Below are 20090 nucleotides of genomic sequence, written 5' to 3' on the forward strand. Positions count from 1 at the left end.
CTTTCAGGAAAATGATTATAGAAAAAAATTTATAACTTACGAAAAGCAAAAAAAAGCTCCGAAGGATAAAGAGCTTAAATTGGTTTTGCATATATGATGTAACGTTGCGGTGAATCACCTATTACGTTGAAGGGATAACAGGTAGTAACAATTAATTCCTCTTCTTCATTTTGAAGTGTGATGATGCTCGTATCATCAGATTCAACAATTTTTGTATGCGAAATTTCATAGGTAAACGAACCGTTGGCCAGCTGCATTTCAAATGTGTCGCCTTTTTCTAATTCACCTAACCGCCTGAAGACTGTATCCCGATGTCCTGATAAGACAATCTGGCCATTTTCGCCTGGAAAATAAGAGCCAGCATAATGACCAACGCCTTTATTGAGATCATTTGGATCTGTACCTTCAACGATTGGCAATTCCGATTTGAGTCTAGGAATCGTGAGTAACCCTACAGTATCACCAAATTTAGGAGGCTTTTTTTCAGTACTAGTGGGAGATTCTGATGATGAATCCTCCTGGTTTCCCATTGCAACGATTTCCTTCGCTTCTTTAAGAGCCGTATTGGTTTGAACCTTAACATTAATCATTTGCCAAGCAGCTACTCCAATAATTAATAATCCAGCTAAAATTATTATCAACGGAATCTTCTTCACCATCAGATACCAACCCCTCCCTAATTTCATTATTTATCAATAAGTATATCAAAACTACTGCTTAAACACATACTATAATAGAAGAAAAACCCTCTTTTCTTTGAGAGAAAAGAAGGTTTTTGTCTGAAAAATATTAAGCTAAAATTCGCTCAGTTATTAAGCATGGTCACTTCCGAAGAAGCTTCTAAATGCTTGGATTGTTGTATCACGGTTCAAGGCTGCGATCGAAGTAGTTAAAGGAATACCCTTTGGACATGATTGCACACAGTTTTGAGAGTTACCACAGTTTGCTAAACCGCCGTCGCCCATAATGGTCTCTAAACGTTCTGCTTTATTCATCTCACCTGTTGGATGAGCATTGAATAGGCGTACTTGGGAAAGTGGCTGTGGACCAATAAAACTTGAGTTACTGTTAACATTCGGACATGCCTCAAGACAAACACCGCAAGTCATACATTTTGATAGTTCGTATGCCCATTGACGCTTCTTCTCAGGCATACGCGGTCCAGGTCCTAAGTCGTACGTTCCATCGATTGGAATCCATGCTTTTACTTTCTTAAGAGCATCGAACATTCTGCTCCGATCGACTTGAAGGTCACGAACAACAGGGAATGTTTTCATTGGTGCCAATCTGATTGGCTGTTCAAGCTGGTCAACAAGTGCTGAACAAGATTGACGCGGCTTGCCATTGATTATCATCGAGCATGCTCCGCAAACCTCTTCAAGGCAGTTCATATCCCAATTAACTGGTATCGTATCTTGGCCCTTAGCGTTTACAGGGTTTCTTCGGATTTCCATCAATGCTGAAATGACGTTCATATTTGGACGGTAGGGTAATTCAAATGTTTCTTCATAAGGATCAGCATCAGGGCTATCTTGACGAGTAACGATAAACTTTACTGTTTTATTTTCAGACATTTCTTCCTACTCCCCCTTCTTTGTTGCATAGTTACGTTCTCGAGGCTTAATTAACGAAACGTCTACTTCTTCATAATGGAAAGCTGGTGCAGATGAAGAATCAACAAATTTAGCCATTGTTGTTTTCAAGAACTCTTCATCATTACGATTAGGAAACTCTGGTTTATAATGAGCACCACGGCTCTCATTCCGATTGTAAGCACCGATTGTTATTACACGGGCAAGCTGCATCATATTTTCTAGTTGTCTAGTAAATACCGCTCCTTGGTTACTCCATTTACTAGTATCATGAATATTAATTTTTTTATAGCGCTCTAAAAGCTCTTGAAGCTTTTCATCCGTCTTTAAAAGTCTGTCGTTATGACGAACAACCGTTACGTTGTCGGTCATCCACTCACCAAGCTCTTTATGAAGAACGTAAGCATTTTCTGTTCCGCTTAATGACATGATAGAATTCCACTTATCTTCCTGCTCTTTCACAGAACGGTCAAAAACAGAAGAAGAAACTGCATCTGAACTCTTTTCAAGACCTTTAATATAGTTAACAACGTTCGGTCCAACGACCATACCGCCATAAATTGCAGAAAGTAATGAGTTAGCACCCAGTCGGTTAGCACCGTGTTGTGAATAATCACACTCACCAGCAGCAAATAGTCCAGGGATGTTTGTCATTTGGTCATAGTCAACCCATAGTCCACCCATCGAATAGTGAACAGCAGGGAAAATTTTCATTGGAAGTTTACGCGGGTCATCACCCATGAATTTTTCATAGATTTCAATAATACCGCCGAGCTTGACATCTAGTTCATGCGGATCTTTGTGAGAAAGATCTAGGAATACCATGTTTTCGCCATTAATCCCTAGTTTTTGATTAACACAAACATCAAATATTTCGCGGGTAGCGATATCACGCGGTACAAGGTTTCCGTAGGCAGGATATTTTTCCTCTAAGAAATACCAAGGTTTTCCGTCTTTATACGTCCATACTCGTCCACCTTCACCACGAGCAGATTCACTCATTAAACGAAGCTTGTCATCACCAGGAATAGCAGTTGGATGAATTTGAATCATTTCTCCGTTTGCATAATATGCTCCTTGCTGATAAACGATAGATGCAGCAGAACCAGTGTTTATTACAGAGTTCGTTGATTTTCCAAAAATAATTCCAGGTCCGCCCGTTGCCAAGATAACAGCATCCCCAGCAAAGGATTTAATTTCCATAGAACTAAGATTTTGAGCAACGATTCCGCGGCAAACTCCGTCATCATCGAGGACAGAACCCAGGAATTCCCAGCCTTCATATTTTGTCACTAACCCAGCTACCTCATGACGGCGTACTTGCTCATCCAATGCGTAAAGCAGCTGTTGGCCTGTTGTAGCTCCAGCAAATGCTGTACGGTGATGCTGTGTACCGCCAAAGCGACGGAAGTCTAAAAGGCCTTCTGGTGTACGGTTAAACATAACTCCCATCCGGTCCATTAAATGAATAATTCCCGGCGCTGCATCACACATTGCTTTAACTGGCGGCTGATTGGCTAAGAAGTCACCGCCATACACAGTGTCATCAAAGTGGATCCATGTAGAATCGCCTTCACCTTTTGTATTTACTGCTCCATTAATCCCGCCTTGGGCACAAACGGAGTGGGAACGCTTTACTGGAACTAGTGAAAATAATTCAACTGGAGTTCCTGTTTCTGCAACTTTAATGGTTGCCATTAAGCCCGCTAAGCCGCCGCCGACTATAATCACCTTACCCTTACTCATCGTGACTCACTCCCTTAATCCAAAATCCATATTTTTACGATAAAAAACTACGTTCACTATTAATATTAAATAAATGCTAGTAATGTACGAACTAAAATAATAGATAGTACTACAAATACCCCAGTTGTAAAGTATGTAGAAATTACTTGTGAACGAGGAGAAACGGTTATACCCCAGCTAACCAAGAATGACCATAATCCGTTCGCAAAATGGAAAACAGTTGAGATTGTACCGATTACATAAAACACGAACATGAATGGCGATGATAAGATCTCATTCATCATGTTAAAGTCTACATGTGTTCCAAACGCTGCCGCAATCCGCGTTTCCCATACATGCCACGCAATAAAAATCAGTGTGATGATGCCTGATACACGCTGGAGGAAGAACATCCAGTTTCTAAAATAGCCATATTTGTTCGTATTATTTTTTGCTGTGAAGGCAATATAAAGACCATAGATTGCATGAAATAAAATTGGTAAATAAATAATTACAGTTTCTAGGACAATCCTAAATGGCAGATTCCCCATAAAATCCGCTGCCTTGTTAAAGGACTCAGGTCCTCCTGTAGCAAAATGGTTGACAACTAGATGCTGCACAAGGAATAATCCAATAGGAATGACTCCTAGCATTGAATGCACTCTTCGTAATACGAACTCTCGATTCCCCGCCATAATTTTACCCCCCTTAAATTTTAAAATGATGTTAAGCTTAATCCCCGTTGTTCTACTAATCTGATTTTTCTAAACCTAGCATCACTGTGACAATTATGTGACATGTCCATTTTACTCCCATCAAGTATTAGCGTCAAGAAAACGGATACACAATAAGTCAATAAAAATGAAATTTTTAAAATATATTGATATTATAATAGAATATTTACAAATTTTGCTGTTTTTGGTATTTTTACGTACAAATCAAGGTGAAACTTCAATAAATTACCAGAGATTACTCCAAGGTCACTTTCCCTTTTTGGGCAAAATAGTTATCATGAATACAATTCTTTGATATAGCAAAATAACAACAAAACCGCTAACTATTCTACACATTAATTTCCAAAAGAAATGAGAATGATTCCAAGCCATTATTGTATATAATAGAATGGTAGAAAGAGGGGAAACATGTGAAAGATACAACCACCGTTACTGAACACGCCTTGCAGACTGACGAATCAAGAAGTATTTCGATCTTTGGATATGAATTAATAAGGGAATTTGTTCTCCCTGAGATTCTAGGCAAAGACACCCCGGAAATCCTTTATTGGACTGGAAAACGATTAGCTCGGAAATATCCGCTGCATACCTATGAAGAGGTAGTAGACTTTTTTGCTAAAGCATCGTGGGGTCAGCTAGAAATTAAAAATGAACGCAAAGATGAAATCGAATTTGAGTTAATAAGCCCGCTAATCGTCTCACGAGTTAAATCAAAAGCAGAACACTTCTTCCAACTCGAGGCAGGCTTTCTCGCCCAACAAATCGAACATCAAAAACAAGCAATCACCGAAACCTTCGAGCACCCAGTAAAAAAAGCAAACAAAGTACAATTCACCGTCAAATGGGACAAAAAAGACGAACTGCGGTGACCGCTTTGGTGACACAGCTACGGTGACACCGCTATGGTGACAGGCACCGCTCGTGGACAAATCGTCCATTTGTCCGCCTCAGGTGGACAGTGGTAAAAGGAAAGCTATCATTTGGGGAATCCGAATGATAGCTTTTTTTGGTTTTTAACTGGCTACGGATAGTCCGAAGGCTTTGTGCAGTGCTTCTACTGCTTTTAGCATGTCTTTTTCTTCTACGACGGCTGATACTTTGATTTCGGATGTGCTGACCATTTTCACTTGGATATTATTAGCTGCAAGCACTTCGAACATTTGCGCAGCTACCCCTGGATTAGATATCATTCCAGATCCTACGATCGATACCTTCGCTAATTTGTTTTCAGCGTCTAGCTGTTCGTAATTTAGCTGTTCTTTGTTATCTTCAAGGACACCTAATGTTTGCAGTAAATCTTCTGTTTTAATAGAGAAAGCTAAGTTTGCTGTTTTTGTATCTGTTGTGCTTTGAACAATGATGTCCACATTTAAATGATTCTTAGCGAGCGTTGTAAAAATGGTTGACAGGCTTGTTAGAGAATTTGCTAGTCCTAACACGCTTACCTTTGTAATTTCATCTTCAAATGCTACTCCGCGGACCACAAGATTTTGTTCCATTGATGCTTCCTCCTCAATCACTGTACCTTCTATTTTCTCCATACTTGAGCGGACCTCAAGTTTAACTTGATAGTTTTTTGCAAATTCCACTGCTCTTGGATGCAACACTCCTGCCCCCAGGTTGGCAAGCTCGAGCATTTCATCGTAGGAAACAGATAATAACTTACGGGCGCTTTTAACATATCTCGGGTCTGTAGTGAAAACTCCAGTAACATCTGTATAAATCTCGCATTTATCTGCCTTTAATGCTGCAGCCAAAGCTACCGCTGTTGTATCTGATCCTCCGCGGCCAAGGGTTGTAATTTCTCCATCTACCGTTAATCCTTGGAAGCCAGCGACGATAACTACTTTTCCCGCCGAAAGCTGACCTTGGACCGCTTCCGTATTAATATTAGTTATTCGAGCATTCCCGTGGACAGGCTCTGTAACAATCCCTGCTTGCCAGCCTGTATAGGAAACGGCTGGTACATCTTTTTCATTTAACGCCAGCGACAATAGAGCGATTGTAACCTGTTCTCCTGTCGATAATAGCATATCCATTTCCCGTTTATTTGGCTGTGATGAGATTTCTTTTGCTAAACCGACCAACTGATCCGTTGACTTTCCCATCGCTGAAACGACGACCACCACTTGATTGCCTTTATCTGTTTCCGCTTTGACTCTCCCTGCAACCCTCATTATTTTTTCTGCACTCCCAACGGAAGTACCACCAAACTTTTGAACAATTAAACCCATCTTTTCCCCTGCTTTCAGTTTAGGTATAGCTAACCAACATCTAATCGCAAAAATAAAAAAGCAATGAGAAGGGCATCTCATTGCTTAAAATACGCATAAAATTGCGTGACAATGTAAGATAGCTCTCCAAGACAATCGTCTTGACAATCCGGTATTTATTCAATACAGGACCAGTAAAGAAAGAAATGAGGTTTCCTTTACTTCGGCGAACATCCCCTTTCATGATTCTTCTCAGAAGCTCATCCTTCTCAGAATCATTACTCTTGAAGCTCGCACCTCTACCTTCACTTTAATAGTAAAAAGTGATAGTAATTAAATTTTCTATTTATTATAACATAGTCCAATTTTTCAGACAATCTCTAAGATTGAAGTTTTTTCATTAAATCTTCAGCCACATTTGCTGGTATTCCGATAGCCCTAAATTCTTCGATGGTTGCTTCTTTCATTTTCTTCACAGAACCAAATTCTTTTAATAATTGCTTTTTCCTTTTCTCACCAATTCCGGGGATGTCATCAAGCAAAGAATGAAAGGCAGTTTTTCCGCGCGTTTGCCGGTGAAAGGTAATCGCAAAGCGATGGACCTCGTCCTGAATCCTCTGCAATAAATAAAACTCCTGACTGTTTCTAGGAAGCGGGATAATTTCTAATGGATTTCCATATAACAGCTGTGAGGTTCGGTGTTTTTCATCTTTCACTAGCCCCGCAAGCGGGATATCTAAACCCAGTTCATTTTCCAAAACGTCTCTTACCGTTTCCACATGACCTTTTCCGCCGTCAATGATAATTAGATCTGGAAGTGGCAGGTCTTCTTTTAAGGCCCTGGAATACCTTCTCCTTGTTACTTCTCGCATTGATTCATAATCATCAGGACCGATAACCGACTTAATCTTATATTTTCGATATTCTCGCTTATTGACCTTTCCATCTGTAAATACAACCATTGCTGAAACGGGATCTGTCCCTTGAATATTTGAATTATCAAAGGTTTCGATGCGGTGTGGTGTATAAATCCCCAGTAACTCACCTAAATTTTCCACTGCTTTAATGCTTCGTTCCTCATCCTTTTCAATCATCGAGAACTTTTCCTTCAAGGCGATTTTTGCATTTTTTATCGCCATATTTACAAGGTCCTTTTTTTGACCGCGCTGTGGTTTTAACACTTTAACCTGTAGGAGCTGCTCTGCTAGGCCAAGATCAATTTCTTCCTGAATAAGAATTTCCTTTGGCTTAATATGATTTGTTTTCTCATAAAATCTCCCCAGGAAGGTAAGGATATCTTCTTCCGGTTCATTATAGACAGGAAACAACGAAACATCCCGTTCAATTAATTTCCCTTGGCGGACAAAAAAGACTTGAACACACATCCAGCCCTTATCAACTGAATAGCCAAATACGTCACGGTCAGTAAAATCATTCATAGTAATTTTTTGCTTTTCCATAATCGTTTCCATATGGATTATTTGATCGCGGTATTCTTTTGCTTTTTCAAATTCTAACTGTTCAGCAGCATGGTTCATTTTTTCTGTCAGTTCACTTTTTATTTCCTTATGACCGCCATGTAAAAAACGGGTGATTTCGTCCGCTACTTTTTTATATTCTTCTTCGCTGACTTCTCTGGCACATGCGCCAATACATAGCCCTAACTGATAATACAAACAAGGACGACCTGGGACAGTACTATTACATCTTCTTAGCGGAAACATTCGATCGAGCAGCTTTTTTATCTCTTTTGCAGCGAGAACATTTGGATAAGGTCCAAAATATTTCCCTTTATCTTTTTTTACCTTCCTCGTAATAATTAGCTGCGGATGCCTTTCCGCAGTGATTTTAAGAAACGGATAGGTTTTATCATCCTTTAGCATGATATTGAATTTTGGATCGTATTTCTTAATTAAATTTAATTCAAGAAGTAAGGCTTCAATATTCGATGAGGTCACAATATATTCAAAGTCTTCAATCTCATTTACAAGTCTGAGGGTTTTCCCATCATGTGAACCTGTAAAATATGATCGGACACGATTTTTTAAAATTTTTGCTTTTCCTACATAAATAATTGATCCTTGACGGTCTTTCATTAAGTAACAGCCAGGCTGTGCCGGTAGCAAGGTTAATTTTTGTTTGATGGTTTCATTCATTCCGGACACTCCTCCTGTCTATAATTCTTCTCTATAAAATTTTAAATCAAACAGTCACTAAAGAAAAGCCTGCAGTTGTTTTTACCAAAAATAAAAAAACCTTAGCTAGAATAATCCAGCCAAGGTTTGGGTTTGCTTAAACGTGCTTTTCTAACACGCTTGCTAATGCATCTTTTGGCTGGAAGCCGACTACTTTGTCAACAACTTCGCCATTTTTGAAAACTAATAATGTAGGGATACTCATAACGCCAAATTTAGCAGCAGTTTCTTGGTTATCATCTACATCTAATTTAACGATTTTTACTTTGTCGCCCATTTCTGAATCAAGTTCTTCCAGAACGGGTGCAATCATTTTACAAGGTCCACACCATGGAGCCCAGAAATCTGCAAGTACAACGCCAGCTCCTGTTTCAGCAGCGAAATTTGAATCTGTTACGTGAGAAATAGTCATTTTATTATGCCCTCCTAATTAATACTAAATTACTACCGAAAGTATATCACCGTTTGAAGCATCATGCTAATAATATGTTTCGCATGTAATTTCCCCTACTTTTTCAGCTTGTATGCCTTGAAGATTTCGCTAAAAGTACAAATGACACTTTCGGATAAGCTAAGAAAACGAGCGATAGTCGACCGCTCGTTTTTCCTCACCTTAATTATTATGAATGTACTTTAAGTTTTTTAAACTCTTCAGTTAATAATGGTACTACTTCAAACAAGTCACCAACAATTCCGTAATCAGCCACCTTAAAGATGTTTGCTTCTGGGTCTTTGTTGATTGCTACAATGACCTTGGAATTAGACATACCCGCTAGATGCTGAATTGCTCCTGAAATTCCGCAGGCAATGTAAAGGTCTGGAGTAACAACCTTACCCGTTTGACCAATTTGTAAGGAGTAATCACAATAGTCCGCATCACAGGCACCACGGCTAGCGCCAATTGCACCACCCAATACTTGTGCTAATTCTTTAAGCGGTTCGAAGCCGTTTGCACTTTTCACACCGCGTCCGCCTGAAATAACTACCTTCGCCTCGCTTAAATCTACACCTTCACTTGCTTTTCTAACCACTTCTTTAATGATGGCACGAAGGTCTTTAATTTCAACAGCTAGGGAACTAACTTCACCTGTTCTGCTTTCGTCCTTTTCTAATGGTGCAATATTATTAGGTCTTACTGTTGCAAAAATTAACCCGTCAGTAACAATTTTCTTTTCAAACGCTTTACCTGAATAGATTGGTCTTGTAAATACTACATTCCCTCCAGCTACTTCAACAGCAGTAGCGTCAGAAATTAGACCTGAGGAAAGCTTGCCTGCAATTCTTGGTGCAAGGTCCTTACCAAGCGCTGTATGGCCTAAAACTAAGCCTTCTGGACTTTCTTGGACAAGCACTGCAAGTAATGCTTGAGCATAACCATCTGATGTATATTGGTTTAACTTTGCGTCTTCCACCACAACTACACGGTCTGCACCGTATTTTATTAATTCTGCTCCTAAAGCGTTTACAGCTTCGCCAATTAATACACCAACAACTTCTCCGCCTTCAGCAACTGCTTTAGCAGCTCCTATTGCTTCGAAAGATACATTACGTAAAGATCCATCTCGAGTTTCCCCTAATACTACTACTTTTCTAGACATTCCTTATACCTCCTGCAACTCATTTTTGTTGGAATTATAATTAGACTACTTTTGCTTCCGTATGAAGAAGTTGAACAAGTTCTTTCACCTGGTCGTTAATCTCTCCTGATAACACTTTTCCTGCTTCTTTCGCAGGAGGCAGATAAATTTCAAGTGTTTTAGTTTTTGCTTCAACATCGTCCTCTTCAAGATCTAAATCATCTAATTCAAGTTCATCAAGCGGTTTCTTCTTCGCTTTCATAATTCCTGGTAGTGACGGATAACGAGGCTCGTTCAAGCCTTGTTGTGCTGTAACCAACAATGGAAGGCTTGTTTCAATCACTTCAGAATCTCCTTCAACATCACGGGTGACCGTTACAGTTGTTCCGTCAATTTCAAGCTTTGTAATCGTCGTAACATAAGGAATGTCAAGCAATTCAGCCACACGAGGTCCTACCTGGCCTGAACCGCCGTCAATGGCAACATTACCGCCCAAAATCAAATCGGCATCTTTATCCTTTAAGTATTCAGCAAGCAATTTTGCTGTTGTAAATTGGTCACTATTTTCAATATCATCTTCTATGTTTATTAAAACAGCTTTATCTGCTCCCATTGCAAGTGCAGTCCGCAATTGTTTTTCTGTTTCTTCGTTGCCTACGGAAATAACCGTTACTTCTCCACCGTTAGCATCACGGACTTGAATGGCTTCTTCCACCGCATATTCATCATATGGATTAATGATGAATTCAGCACCATCTTCATTGATTTTTCCACCGGAAATGGAGATCTTCTCCTCAGTATCAAACGTTCTTTTTAGTAATACATAAATGTTCATGGTTTCCCTCCTATACTATAATGCAAACATTTTTTCAGTTCTAAAGATTAAGATAATTCATTTGAAAAAAATTTATTAACTTATTAACGGGTATAAACCCGTTAATAAAGTTATTCCCCTGTAAACTGCGGCTGACGTTTCTCAATAAAGGCTTGAATGCCTTCTTTGCCGTCCTTTGATGCAAATACCTCACCAAATAATTCTGCTTCTCTTTTTGTACCTTCATAAAATTCTTCAGTCTTCGCATAATTCAATAGTTCAATCGCTGCACCGAGTGCACCAGGGCTTTTCTTAGTGATTTTTCTTGCCAGCTTATACGCATTTTCCAGGACTTCCGTTTCTGGATAAGCATGGTTGGCCAAGCCATATTGGACTGCTTCTAAACCTGTAATCGGTTCAGATGTAAACATCATTTCAGCTGCCATCGAAACACCTACATATTTTGGCAAGCGTTGTGTTCCTGCGAAACCTGGAATGATTCCAAGCTGAAGCTCTGGGAGGCCAAGCTTTGCCGTTTCACTAACAAGGCGAATGTGACATGCCATTGCTAATTCCAAGCCGCCGCCTAGAGCCGCGCCATGGATGGCAGCTATAATTGGCTTAGGGAATTTTTCCATTCGGTCAAACAAATCTTGTCCAAATTTGCCAAGATCAGAAAATTCCTCAGAAGAATCAACAGCAGTAAATTCTTTTATGTCTGCTCCTGCCGAGAAAAATCTTCCTTCACCGTGAATAACAACCACTCTCACTTCACGATTCGCTTCAATTTCATCAAGTACGAATGAAAGCTCTTTCAATAATCCTTTTGAAAGGGCATTTGCGGGTGGCCGCTCAATAGTAATTGTAGCAATATTATCTTGATTAGACAATTTTAAATATTCCAATAGGTCCCCCTCCTTCTTCTGTTGAAGCTCTATTCTCTCTCCTGATTGCCGCACCCATTTATCATTAGCTGATGAACAGGACCTGCAAGTGCCACCAAATCATATTTTTCTTCATTCAACACCCAGGTTGTTACGGTTTCATCCATCGTCCCAAATATCATTTGCCGGGCAAGACGAACATCGAGGTTGTTGGAAAACTCACCCGTTTCTTTTCCTTCAATTAAGATTTTATCTATCACATCTAAATAACCTTTAAGAACTTTATTTATCCGCATACGGAGTTCTTTATTAGATTGGCGTAATTCAAGTTGTGTCACGATCGCCATGTGATGATCATCAGAAAGATTACGAAAATGAGCTTCAACCATCATTAATAACTTCTCTGTTGCCGTCTGTTTTCCTGCTATCATTTCATCTATTTTTTCAATAAAGCTTCCCATTTTTTCTTCAAAGAGTGAGATGAGAATGTCTTCTTTGTTTTTAAAATACAAATAAATGGTGCCATCGGCGACACCTGCTTGCTTTGCAATTTTTGAAACCTGTGCTTGATGATAGCCAACTTCAGCTATAGCAATAACAGCAGCATCGATAATTTGCATATATTTCGGCTTGTTTTTTTTCATTGATGTTCTCCCTCTTTTGAGAAAATTTCAAAAAGAAAATATGAATGAATAATCATTCATATTTTTATAATAGTTTTAAGTTGTATTTATGTCAAGAAATACAACGCATTTTTTATAATACCTTACTTAGATGAAAGGGACAAGTAGTATTATTCAAAAAAAAGAGGTTACGCTAGGCATGTTTTTTGCTATCTTCTTCTATTTTTCTGATTTCTTCTTCTACAAGTGTCCTCCTTAGAATTTTTCCGACTGCTGTTTTTGGTAATTCGTCTCTAAATTCATATAATCTAGGAGCTTTATAGGCTGCAAGAGATTGTCTTGCAAACTTGTTCAATTCTTCTTCGGTAACTTTTGAGCCCTCTTTGAGGACAATATAAACTTTCACCGTTTCACCGCGATATGGATCTGGAATCCCTGCAGCAACAACCTCCAGAACATCCTCATGTTCATATAATACTTCTTCAATTTCCCTAGGATAAATGTTAAAACCACCGGCAATAATCATATCCTTCTTCCTGTCCACTACATAAAAATAGCCCTGTTCATCCATATAACCAAGGTCACCCGTGTATAACCATCCATCCTTTATTGTTTCTTCTGTGGCATCCGGACGATTCCAATATCCTTTCATCACTTGTGGACCTTTAATAATGATTTCACCAATTTCACCCACCGGCATCAGTTCACCCGTGTCCATTGAGACAATACGTGCTTCCGTATCTGGCCATGGAACTCCAATACTTCCTCTCACTCGCGGACGATCCCATAAGAAATTAGAATGTGTGACGGGAGAAGATTCTGTTAGTCCATACCCTTCCACGAGTTTTCCGCCTGTAAGCTCCTCAAATTCATCTTGAACTTCATTAGGAAGCGGAGCAGAACCGCTAATACAGGAATCAATTGACGACAAATCATATTTATTTAAATCAGGATGGTTCAATAATCCTATATAAATCGTTGGTGCTCCAGGAAAAAGAGTTGGACGCTGTTTTTGAATGGTCTTTAAAGTTGTCAGTGCATCAAATTTAGGGAGGATGATCATCTTATTCGCCTGCATAACCGTTAAAATTAGGACGGTTGTCATTCCATATACATGGAAAAACGGTACAATTCCTAAGACAGATTCTTCCCCAGGCTTACATTTATAAAGCCAACTGCTACACATCGATGAATTTGCAACCAAATTCTTATGTGTAAGCATAACCCCTTTTGGCTGACCCGTCGTTCCGCCTGTATATTGAAGAAGTGCAATATCCTCTTCAAAATCCATATCGGGTATGACAAGCGTGTTAAGCTTTCTATTTACAATTTCTTTTAACAAATGGGTACTGCCTTCATGTTTTACATTCACGACAATTCCATATTGTTTTTTCTGGATAAATGGATAAACTAAGTTTTTTGGAAATGGTAGATAATCTTTGATAGCGGTTACAATAATATGTTTGAGTTCTGTCTGCGGCATTACTTTTGATACACGTGGATAGAGTATATCAAGGGTAATAATCGCTTTAGCTCCAGAATCCTTCATTTGATATTCAAGTTCACGTTCTGTATATAATGGGTTTGTTTGTACGACTATGCCTCCAGCCATTAATATACCAAAATAGCTTATGACTGCCTGTGGAGTATTCGCTAGCATGATTGCAACCCGGTCACCCTTTGAAATACCTATTTCCTGAAGATAACTGGCAAACGATAGTGTTTCTTCATAAAGCTCTCGGTATGACATTTCCTTTCCCATAAAATGTATCGCAATTTTTTCAGGGAACTTTCTAAATGCATTAATTAAATACTGCTGTACCGGTTCTTTGGAATATTCCAAAGAGGCTGGAATTTCCTCAGGGTAATGCTGGAGCCATGGTTTAGAATCGTACATATTAACCCTCCTTTTTTACTATTGCAAAATTTTCCACTTCTCTCTTATTATATTATAGTCAGACTCTTTAAACAATTGGATTAACAATATAATCCAAAAATTGTTCGTTCCTTCACAACTTCAAAAGATAAAATAAAAATCACCGCTGCACCAACAGCGATGATTCATTATTCAAGCAAAAAATATCATATATATTAAACCAATTAGCAAAAACAAACCGCATAAACCAAGAAGTACTTTAGCTAATATCTCCACTTTTTAATCTCCCCTTGTTAAATTCCCGCCCCAATAACATAGGATAACCCGATCGACAGGACCATCGAAATAAAACCGACAGCAAGATTTCTATTCTTTATTTCGTCATCGATATTAAATTTAGGAGTTAAAAATTCAAAGATAAAGTATCCAATCAATAATAAGAAAAACCCAAAAACTCCCCAGCCAACCATCGTAACCAATGAATCGTTGTGTTCTATTGAGAAACGAAAAATGTTAGCAATACCGAATATTTTCCCGCCTGTAGCCATCGCCACTGCCAGATTTCCCTTTTTGATTTCTTCCCAGTTTTTATATTTAGTTACCAATTCAAAAATTGTCAGAAACACAACCATACATAAAATAACTACACTATAATAGGCCGCCGTCTGAATATACTCGTTCTCCCAAAATTGGTCCATTCCGATTCTCCCTGAATATTATTTAAATTCAACGATTGTGACACCTGAGCCGCCCTCGCCTGCTTCACCAAAGCGAATTTTCTTAACGGAGCGGTGGTTTCGTAAATACTCTTGAACTCCCTGTCTTAATGCACCTGTTCCTTTTCCATGAATAATTGAAACACGAGGGTAATTTGATAATAACGCATCATCAATATACTTTTCCACTCTGGAAAGTGCTGCCTCATATCTTTCACCGCGTAAGTCTAACTCAAGCTTAACGTCATTATCTCTGCCTTTAACGATTGCCATCGGTCTCGTTTCGACTTGTTTGGGGGCACCGATATACTCCATGTCCTTCTCTTTTACCTTCATTTTCATGATTCCAATTTGAACTTGCCATTCGCTGTCAGACACTCGTTCAAGAAGGGTCCCTTTTTGGTCAAAGGTTAAAACTTTTATTTCATCACCAGACATCAATGTCGGCTTTTTGGATTTTTTACTAATTTGTTTCGCTGATTTTGTAATTTCTGGTGTGGCCGCTTCGAGACGTCGCTTCGCATCAATTAATTCGTGCTCCTTGATATCAGCATGCTTTTCTATTCTCATTTTACGGAGATCACGAATCACACTTTCTGCTTCACTTTTTGCCTCATCAATGATCTTTTCTGCCTTTTCAGCAGCCTTTTCGAGCATGGAGTCTTTGTTCTCGTAAAATTCCTGCATTTGCTTTTGCATTTCTTGATGAAGTTTTTCAGCCTGTCTTAAATAATCACGGGCTTCTTGTTGCTCCACTTCTGCCTGACGCTTACTGTCTTCTAACGAAGCGATCATCTTATCGATTTGATTCGTATCCTCACTGACATGGGATCTGGCTGATTGAATAACCCGTTCGCTTAATCCTAACCGTTTTGAAATTTCAAAGGCGTTACTTCGCCCTGGTACACCAAGCAAAAGCTTATATGTGGGGCTTAGTGACTCAACATCGAATTCTACACTAGCGTTTAATACACCTTCACGGTTATAGCCATATGCCTTCAATTCGGGATAATGGGTAGTGGCAATTACTCGGGCACCTCTTTTGTGCACCTCATCAAGGATTGAAATTGCCAGTGCCGCCCCTTCCTGCGGATCGGTTCCAGCACCTAGTTCATCAAATAATACGAGGCTATTGAAACCGACATTTTCCAATATATCCACGATATTTACCATATGTGAAGAAAATGTACTCAAGCTTTGTTCAATCGACTGTTCATCGCCGATATCTGCATAAATCGAATTAAAAACAGCCAGTTCCGAGCCATCATAAGCAGGAACCTGTAACCCGGCTTGCGCCATTAAAGAACATAAACCAAGGGTTTTTAACGTGACGGTTTTACCTCCGGTGTTTGGTCCGGTAATGACAATTGTCGTATAATCTTTCCCGAGCATAATATCATTGGCAACGACTTCATCGCTCGGGATTAAAGGATGTCTAGCTTTATATAAAGCAATTCTTCCGTCATTATTCATAAGCGGCATTGATGCTTTGATTTGACGGCCATACCTTGCTTTTGCAAAAATAAAATCCAGATTTGTCAGGATTTCAACTATGATCTGCAGCTCAGCCTCATGTTCTGCTGTGTTAGACGAAAGCTCTGTTAGTATTCTTTCAATTTCAACCTGCTCTTTTACACGAATATCCTGCAATTGGTTGTTAAGTTGAACAATGACCTGCGGCTCGATAAATAACGTTTGTCCAGAAGCACTTTGATCATGGATAATACCGCCATAATGGCTCCTGTATTCCTGTTTAACAGGGATAACAAAGCGATCATTTCGAATAGTAACAATCGCATCCGATAACATTTTCTGGGCGTTTGATGAGCGAATCATACTCTCTAATTTTTCTCGAACTTTTGCTTCATTAGAGCGGAGCTGTTGTCTTAAGGTGCGTAGCAGCTGACTGGCACTATCGAGCACCTCACCACTTTCATCGATGGCCATTTTAATGGTTTGCTCTAAGTTTGTTAATGGGATAATCCGCTCCACTTGCTCCATTAAAATCGGAATTTCCGTTCTTTCTTCCGCGATTTCCTCAATAAAGCGTTTCATTTTTCTGCTTGCATGAATCGTACTGGCTACCTGAACCAATTCATGAGGACTTAGAACACCACCAATGACCGAGCGTTTAATATGAGCACGGATATCATATATTCCTGATAACGGAACATTTCCTTTTATCCTTAATACAGTTGCTGATTCATCCGTTTCTGCTTGAAGCCTGACTACTTCTTCAAAATCCGTTGATGGAATTAATTGTTTTATTTTACCTTGACCAAGTGTAGAGGTGGCATGCGCTAGCAGCTGTTCTCTCACCTTTGTGAATTCTAATACTTTTAGTACTCTGTCTTGCATGGAGTTAATCCTCCTTTAGTTTCGATTATGCAAAAATTCTAACAGATCATTCGTCTCAAGGGCATTAATAACAGATGATTTTTTTATCCAGCCCTTTTTAGCCGCAGACACTCCGATCTCCATATGTGCTAATGTGTCCACTTTATGTGCATCTGTATTGATGAGTATTTTAACACCTGCATCCTGAGCTTTTCTCAAACTCTCAGCTGCAAGGTCAAGTCTGTTTGGGTTTGCATTTAATTCTAAAGCCGTATTTGTTTCTTTGGCTAATTCAATCAGTAAATCGATATCAACATCATACCCCTCACGCCGACCAATCTTTCTGCCTGTTGGATGGGCAATTAAATCAACATGGGCATTCTTTAATGCCGTCCTCATTCGCTCCATGATTTTTTCCCTTGGCTGTGAAAAAGCAGAATGAATCGAGGCAATGACAAAGTCCATTTCAGCTAAAAAGTCGTCTTCGTAATCGAGTGACCCATCTGGCAAAATGTCCATTTCTACACCTGAAAGGATAAGAATATCATCATATTTTTCATTTAATTTTTTAATTTCTTCTTTTTGCTGCAGTAAACGCTCTGCTGTCAGTCCATTCGCAACTTTTAAATACTTAGAATGATCGGTAATGGCCATGTACCTATATCCTCGCTCCCGACAGGCCAGCACCATCTCTTCAATTGAATGAGCCCCATCACTCCAAGTAGAGTGCATATGAAGGTCACCCTTAATATCTTCTAGTTCAATTAGCTCCTCGGTAGGAGAAAACTCTTCAACTTCTCTACCATCCTCTCTAATTTCTGGAGGTATAAAGGGAAGGTCAAAATGCTGGAAAAATTCCTCTTCAGAAGTGAACGTAAGAATTTCTCCTGTTTCAACATTTTCGACACCGTACTCGCTTATCTTTTCACCCCGTTCCTTCGCCAATTGTCTCATGCGGACATTATGGTCTTTTGAGCCTGTAAAATGGTGAAGCGTAGTCGTAAACTCTTCAGGTTTAACGAGACGAAAATCAACAGAAACATCATAATCGTATGCTAATACGAGTGAAACCTTTGTATCTCCGGCACCGATTACCTCTTTTTTATCTGGCAGGTCGAGCAAATGCTGTTTAACGATTTCGAGATGCTCGGTAGCAATAATGAAGTCTAAATCCTTTATTGTCTCGCGCATTCTCCGTAAACTTCCTGCTCGTGAGAATTGGTGAATCTCCGGGATTCCAGCAAGTATAGATTCTATTTTTTCAGCGATTGGAAGCATATAGGCAAGAGGAAGCCTGTCTGGTCTTGATCCCACATTTGCAATCGCGCTTAGTATTTTTTCTTCAGTCTTTTTACCAAATCCTGCTAGTAACTGGACCTTCCCTGCCTTACATGCTTCTTCCAAGCTAGTAACATCTTCAATACCGATTTCTTTATAGAGCTTCGCAATTTTCTTACCGCCTAGTCCCGGCAATTGTAATAACGGGATTAATCCGCGCGGGACTTCATTCTTAAGTTCATTTAAAACCGTAGATGAACCCTCTGTTATGTATTCCTCAATAACGGCAGCGGTGCCTTTGCCAATACCTGAAATGGCTGTAAAGTCCTCAATGTCAGATAAACTCCGATCATCAAACTCCAGTGCCGACGCCGCTTTGCGGAAGGCCGATACCTTGAAGGGATTTTCACCTTTTAACTCCAAGTAGACAGCAATTGTTTCTAATAAGCGAATTAAATCCTTTTTATTTATCTCCATAGAATCCACCCTCCTTGGGATTAGCATTTTCTATTTAAGGATATTTAATATGAAAAGAAAAACTTCTCTGCTACAGAGAAGTTAACGCAGCTGAATATTCAATCCAAATACTGTTTATTTGCTGCGAAAGTATTGGTGTATGGTTAATAATCAGATTTGCCATAACCGAATGATCCAAAGGATTCTGTATAACTTCCATTGGAACTAACGCACCAATATATAATAAAATAAAGACAATTAAATAGACTTCTAAGAAACCTAAAATTCCGCCAGCCCAAACATTTAACTGCTTTAAAATTGGCAGGTGGGCAATAAAGTCCAGCATCGATCCGATAATTTGCAGCAATATTTTTACCGCAAAAAAGATGATCACAAAAGCAATAGCCCGATAGAAGGCATCCTCCATGTTACTGCTATTGGTTAATAACTTTAGTGGTGAGGATGTCCCAAGATTAGGATAGGGAATCCAGAGTAAAAGTTTAGGAGCCAGTTCCTCATAGTATAAATTTGCCACTATGTATGCAATAATAAAACCTGTTAAATGAACTAATTGTAAAATAAAGCCTCTTTTTAATCCGATAAAAAAACCAAAAACTAATAATAAGATAATAGCTAAATCCAACATGACTTTTCAGTCCTTTTCTTTTTGTAGTTCTAATTGAAGCCGCTCTACTTGTTCTTTCATTTTAATATAATCATTGACGGCATTCACCGCAGTTAATACAGCAAGCTTGCTAACATCTAGTGATGGATTCCTAGAACCGATTTCGCGCATTTTATTGTCAACTAATAATGCAACACTTCGAATATGACTTGGGCTTTCAGTACCTAATATAGTGTATTGCTGTCCGTATATATCTACGGTCGTTCTATTTTTTTGTATTTTTGACAAGTTAATGCCTCCATTCGAATCAGGAAATCCTATTCTATACTATAACACGAACGAATGTATGTCGAAAAGAGAAAAGAGTAAGCGCGTTGTTTATTGACGAAAAGGGCTGGAATGAGTCGAGTGAGATAAGGAGAGTCGAAAGACGGTGGGTTTTTAG

General features: G+C 39.1%; 18 protein-coding genes and 1 riboswitch. Of the genes, 1 reads left to right on the forward strand and 17 read right to left on the reverse strand.

The window, feature by feature from the left end; translation table 11 throughout:
- Window positions 1-74 precede the first annotated feature (74 nt).
- The 4 genes from NSS81_RS05370 to NSS81_RS05385 form a co-directional block, all read right to left on the reverse strand.
- Entirely contained in the window at window positions 75-659 is a 585-nt protein-coding gene (locus tag NSS81_RS05370) for a class D sortase (protein WP_342432510.1), read from the reverse strand.
- Window positions 660-812: 153 nt separating this feature from the next.
- A complete protein-coding gene (gene sdhB / locus NSS81_RS05375; protein WP_342432511.1) occupies window positions 813-1574 on the reverse strand; it encodes a succinate dehydrogenase iron-sulfur subunit in 762 nt (253 codons plus the stop codon).
- A gap of 6 nt (window positions 1575-1580) precedes the next feature.
- Complete coding sequence (gene sdhA / locus NSS81_RS05380) at window positions 1581-3338, reverse strand: succinate dehydrogenase flavoprotein subunit (protein WP_342432512.1); 1758 nt, start codon at window positions 3336-3338, stop codon at window positions 1581-1583.
- 65 nt (window positions 3339-3403) lie between these two features.
- Complete coding sequence (locus tag NSS81_RS05385) at window positions 3404-4012, reverse strand: succinate dehydrogenase cytochrome b558 subunit (RefSeq protein WP_342432513.1); 609 nt, start codon at window positions 4010-4012, stop codon at window positions 3404-3406.
- A gap of 449 nt (window positions 4013-4461) precedes the next feature.
- Here NSS81_RS05385 and NSS81_RS05390 point away from each other — a divergent pair, with 449 nt between their 5' ends.
- On the forward strand, window positions 4462-4920 hold the full coding sequence (locus tag NSS81_RS05390) for a YslB family protein (protein ID WP_342432514.1): 459 nt from the start codon (window positions 4462-4464) through the stop codon (window positions 4918-4920).
- A gap of 144 nt (window positions 4921-5064) precedes the next feature.
- On the opposite strand, the gene NSS81_RS05395 is transcribed toward NSS81_RS05390, so the two are convergent.
- The 13 genes from NSS81_RS05395 to zapA all read right to left on the reverse strand — a co-directional run bounded on the left by NSS81_RS05395 (window position 5065) and on the right by zapA (window position 19933).
- Window positions 5065-6285 (reverse strand): aspartate kinase, encoded by a 1221-nt coding sequence (locus tag NSS81_RS05395; protein WP_342432515.1) that lies wholly within the window; start codon window positions 6283-6285, stop codon window positions 5065-5067.
- A gap of 111 nt (window positions 6286-6396) precedes the next feature.
- Window positions 6397-6574, reverse strand: a riboswitch (Lysine riboswitch).
- 70 nt (window positions 6575-6644) lie between these two features.
- Window positions 6645-8420: an excinuclease ABC subunit UvrC gene (gene uvrC, locus NSS81_RS05400; protein ID WP_342432516.1), complete on the reverse strand. Its 1776-nt coding sequence runs from the start codon at window positions 8418-8420 to the stop codon at window positions 6645-6647.
- A gap of 136 nt (window positions 8421-8556) precedes the next feature.
- Window positions 8557-8871, reverse strand: a complete 315-nt coding sequence (gene trxA / locus NSS81_RS05405) for a thioredoxin (protein WP_342432517.1) — start codon at window positions 8869-8871, stop codon at window positions 8557-8559.
- Window positions 8872-9079: 208 nt separating this feature from the next.
- The gene (locus NSS81_RS05410; protein WP_342432518.1) at window positions 9080-10057 is read right to left on the reverse strand and encodes an electron transfer flavoprotein subunit alpha/FixB family protein; all 978 of its coding nucleotides are present in this window, start codon (window positions 10055-10057) and stop codon (window positions 9080-9082) included.
- A gap of 40 nt (window positions 10058-10097) precedes the next feature.
- Entirely contained in the window at window positions 10098-10871 is a 774-nt protein-coding gene (locus NSS81_RS05415) for an electron transfer flavoprotein subunit beta/FixA family protein (RefSeq protein WP_342432519.1), read from the reverse strand.
- A gap of 110 nt (window positions 10872-10981) precedes the next feature.
- Complete coding sequence (locus tag NSS81_RS05420) at window positions 10982-11755, reverse strand: enoyl-CoA hydratase (RefSeq protein ID WP_342432520.1); 774 nt, start codon at window positions 11753-11755, stop codon at window positions 10982-10984.
- Window positions 11756-11784: 29 nt separating this feature from the next.
- The gene (locus tag NSS81_RS05425) at window positions 11785-12378 is read right to left on the reverse strand and encodes a TetR/AcrR family transcriptional regulator (RefSeq protein ID WP_342432521.1); all 594 of its coding nucleotides are present in this window, start codon (window positions 12376-12378) and stop codon (window positions 11785-11787) included.
- 172 nt (window positions 12379-12550) lie between these two features.
- Window positions 12551-14254 carry a long-chain-fatty-acid--CoA ligase gene (locus NSS81_RS05430; RefSeq protein ID WP_342432522.1) on the reverse strand — a complete coding sequence of 568 codons (1704 nt, stop codon included), beginning with the start codon at window positions 14252-14254 and terminating at the stop codon, window positions 12551-12553.
- A 272-nt stretch (window positions 14255-14526) separates the two neighbouring features.
- A complete protein-coding gene (locus tag NSS81_RS05435; protein WP_342432523.1) occupies window positions 14527-14931 on the reverse strand; it encodes a DUF350 domain-containing protein in 405 nt (134 codons plus the stop codon).
- 18 nt (window positions 14932-14949) lie between these two features.
- A complete protein-coding gene (locus NSS81_RS05440; protein WP_342432524.1) occupies window positions 14950-17307 on the reverse strand; it encodes an endonuclease MutS2 in 2358 nt (785 codons plus the stop codon).
- Between the two features lie 15 nt (window positions 17308-17322).
- A complete protein-coding gene (gene polX, locus NSS81_RS05445; RefSeq protein ID WP_342432525.1) occupies window positions 17323-19041 on the reverse strand; it encodes a DNA polymerase/3'-5' exonuclease PolX in 1719 nt (572 codons plus the stop codon).
- Window positions 19042-19111: 70 nt separating this feature from the next.
- On the reverse strand, window positions 19112-19666 hold the full coding sequence (locus NSS81_RS05450; protein ID WP_342432526.1) for a CvpA family protein: 555 nt from the start codon (window positions 19664-19666) through the stop codon (window positions 19112-19114).
- A gap of 6 nt (window positions 19667-19672) precedes the next feature.
- Window positions 19673-19933 carry a cell division protein ZapA gene (gene zapA / locus NSS81_RS05455; RefSeq protein WP_342432527.1) on the reverse strand — a complete coding sequence of 87 codons (261 nt, stop codon included), beginning with the start codon at window positions 19931-19933 and terminating at the stop codon, window positions 19673-19675.
- Between the last annotated feature and the right edge of the window lie 157 nt (window positions 19934-20090).

It is taken from the genome of Neobacillus sp. FSL H8-0543, from assembly GCF_038592905.1.
Lineage (GTDB): Bacteria > Bacillota > Bacilli > Bacillales > Cytobacillaceae > Neobacillus.

What these genes read in the sequence shown, in the direction of transcription:
- NSS81_RS05370 (WP_342432510.1), bottom strand. Translation starts at nt 659, where the DNA reads ATGGTGAAGAAGATTCCGTTGATAATAATTTTAGCTGGATTATTAATT.
- sdhB (WP_342432511.1), bottom strand. Translation starts at nt 1,574, where the DNA reads ATGTCTGAAAATAAAACAGTAAAGTTTATCGTTACTCGTCAAGATAGC.
- sdhA (WP_342432512.1), bottom strand. Translation starts at nt 3,338, where the DNA reads ATGAGTAAGGGTAAGGTGATTATAGTCGGCGGCGGCTTAGCGGGCTTA.
- NSS81_RS05385 (WP_342432513.1), bottom strand. Translation starts at nt 4,012, where the DNA reads ATGGCGGGGAATCGAGAGTTCGTATTACGAAGAGTGCATTCAATGCTA.
- NSS81_RS05395 (WP_342432515.1), bottom strand. Translation starts at nt 6,285, where the DNA reads ATGGGTTTAATTGTTCAAAAGTTTGGTGGTACTTCCGTTGGGAGTGCA.
- uvrC (WP_342432516.1), bottom strand. Translation starts at nt 8,420, where the DNA reads ATGAATGAAACCATCAAACAAAAATTAACCTTGCTACCGGCACAGCCT.
- trxA (WP_342432517.1), bottom strand. Translation starts at nt 8,871, where the DNA reads ATGACTATTTCTCACGTAACAGATTCAAATTTCGCTGCTGAAACAGGA.
- NSS81_RS05410 (WP_342432518.1), bottom strand. Translation starts at nt 10,057, where the DNA reads ATGTCTAGAAAAGTAGTAGTATTAGGGGAAACTCGAGATGGATCTTTA.
- NSS81_RS05415 (WP_342432519.1), bottom strand. Translation starts at nt 10,871, where the DNA reads ATGAACATTTATGTATTACTAAAAAGAACGTTTGATACTGAGGAGAAG.
- NSS81_RS05425 (WP_342432521.1), bottom strand. Translation starts at nt 12,378, where the DNA reads ATGAAAAAAAACAAGCCGAAATATATGCAAATTATCGATGCTGCTGTT.
- NSS81_RS05430 (WP_342432522.1), bottom strand. Translation starts at nt 14,254, where the DNA reads ATGTACGATTCTAAACCATGGCTCCAGCATTACCCTGAGGAAATTCCA.
- NSS81_RS05435 (WP_342432523.1), bottom strand. Translation starts at nt 14,931, where the DNA reads ATGGACCAATTTTGGGAGAACGAGTATATTCAGACGGCGGCCTATTAT.
- NSS81_RS05440 (WP_342432524.1), bottom strand. Translation starts at nt 17,307, where the DNA reads ATGCAAGACAGAGTACTAAAAGTATTAGAATTCACAAAGGTGAGAGAA.
- polX (WP_342432525.1), bottom strand. Translation starts at nt 19,041, where the DNA reads ATGGAGATAAATAAAAAGGATTTAATTCGCTTATTAGAAACAATTGCT.
- NSS81_RS05450 (WP_342432526.1), bottom strand. Translation starts at nt 19,666, where the DNA reads ATGTTGGATTTAGCTATTATCTTATTATTAGTTTTTGGTTTTTTTATC.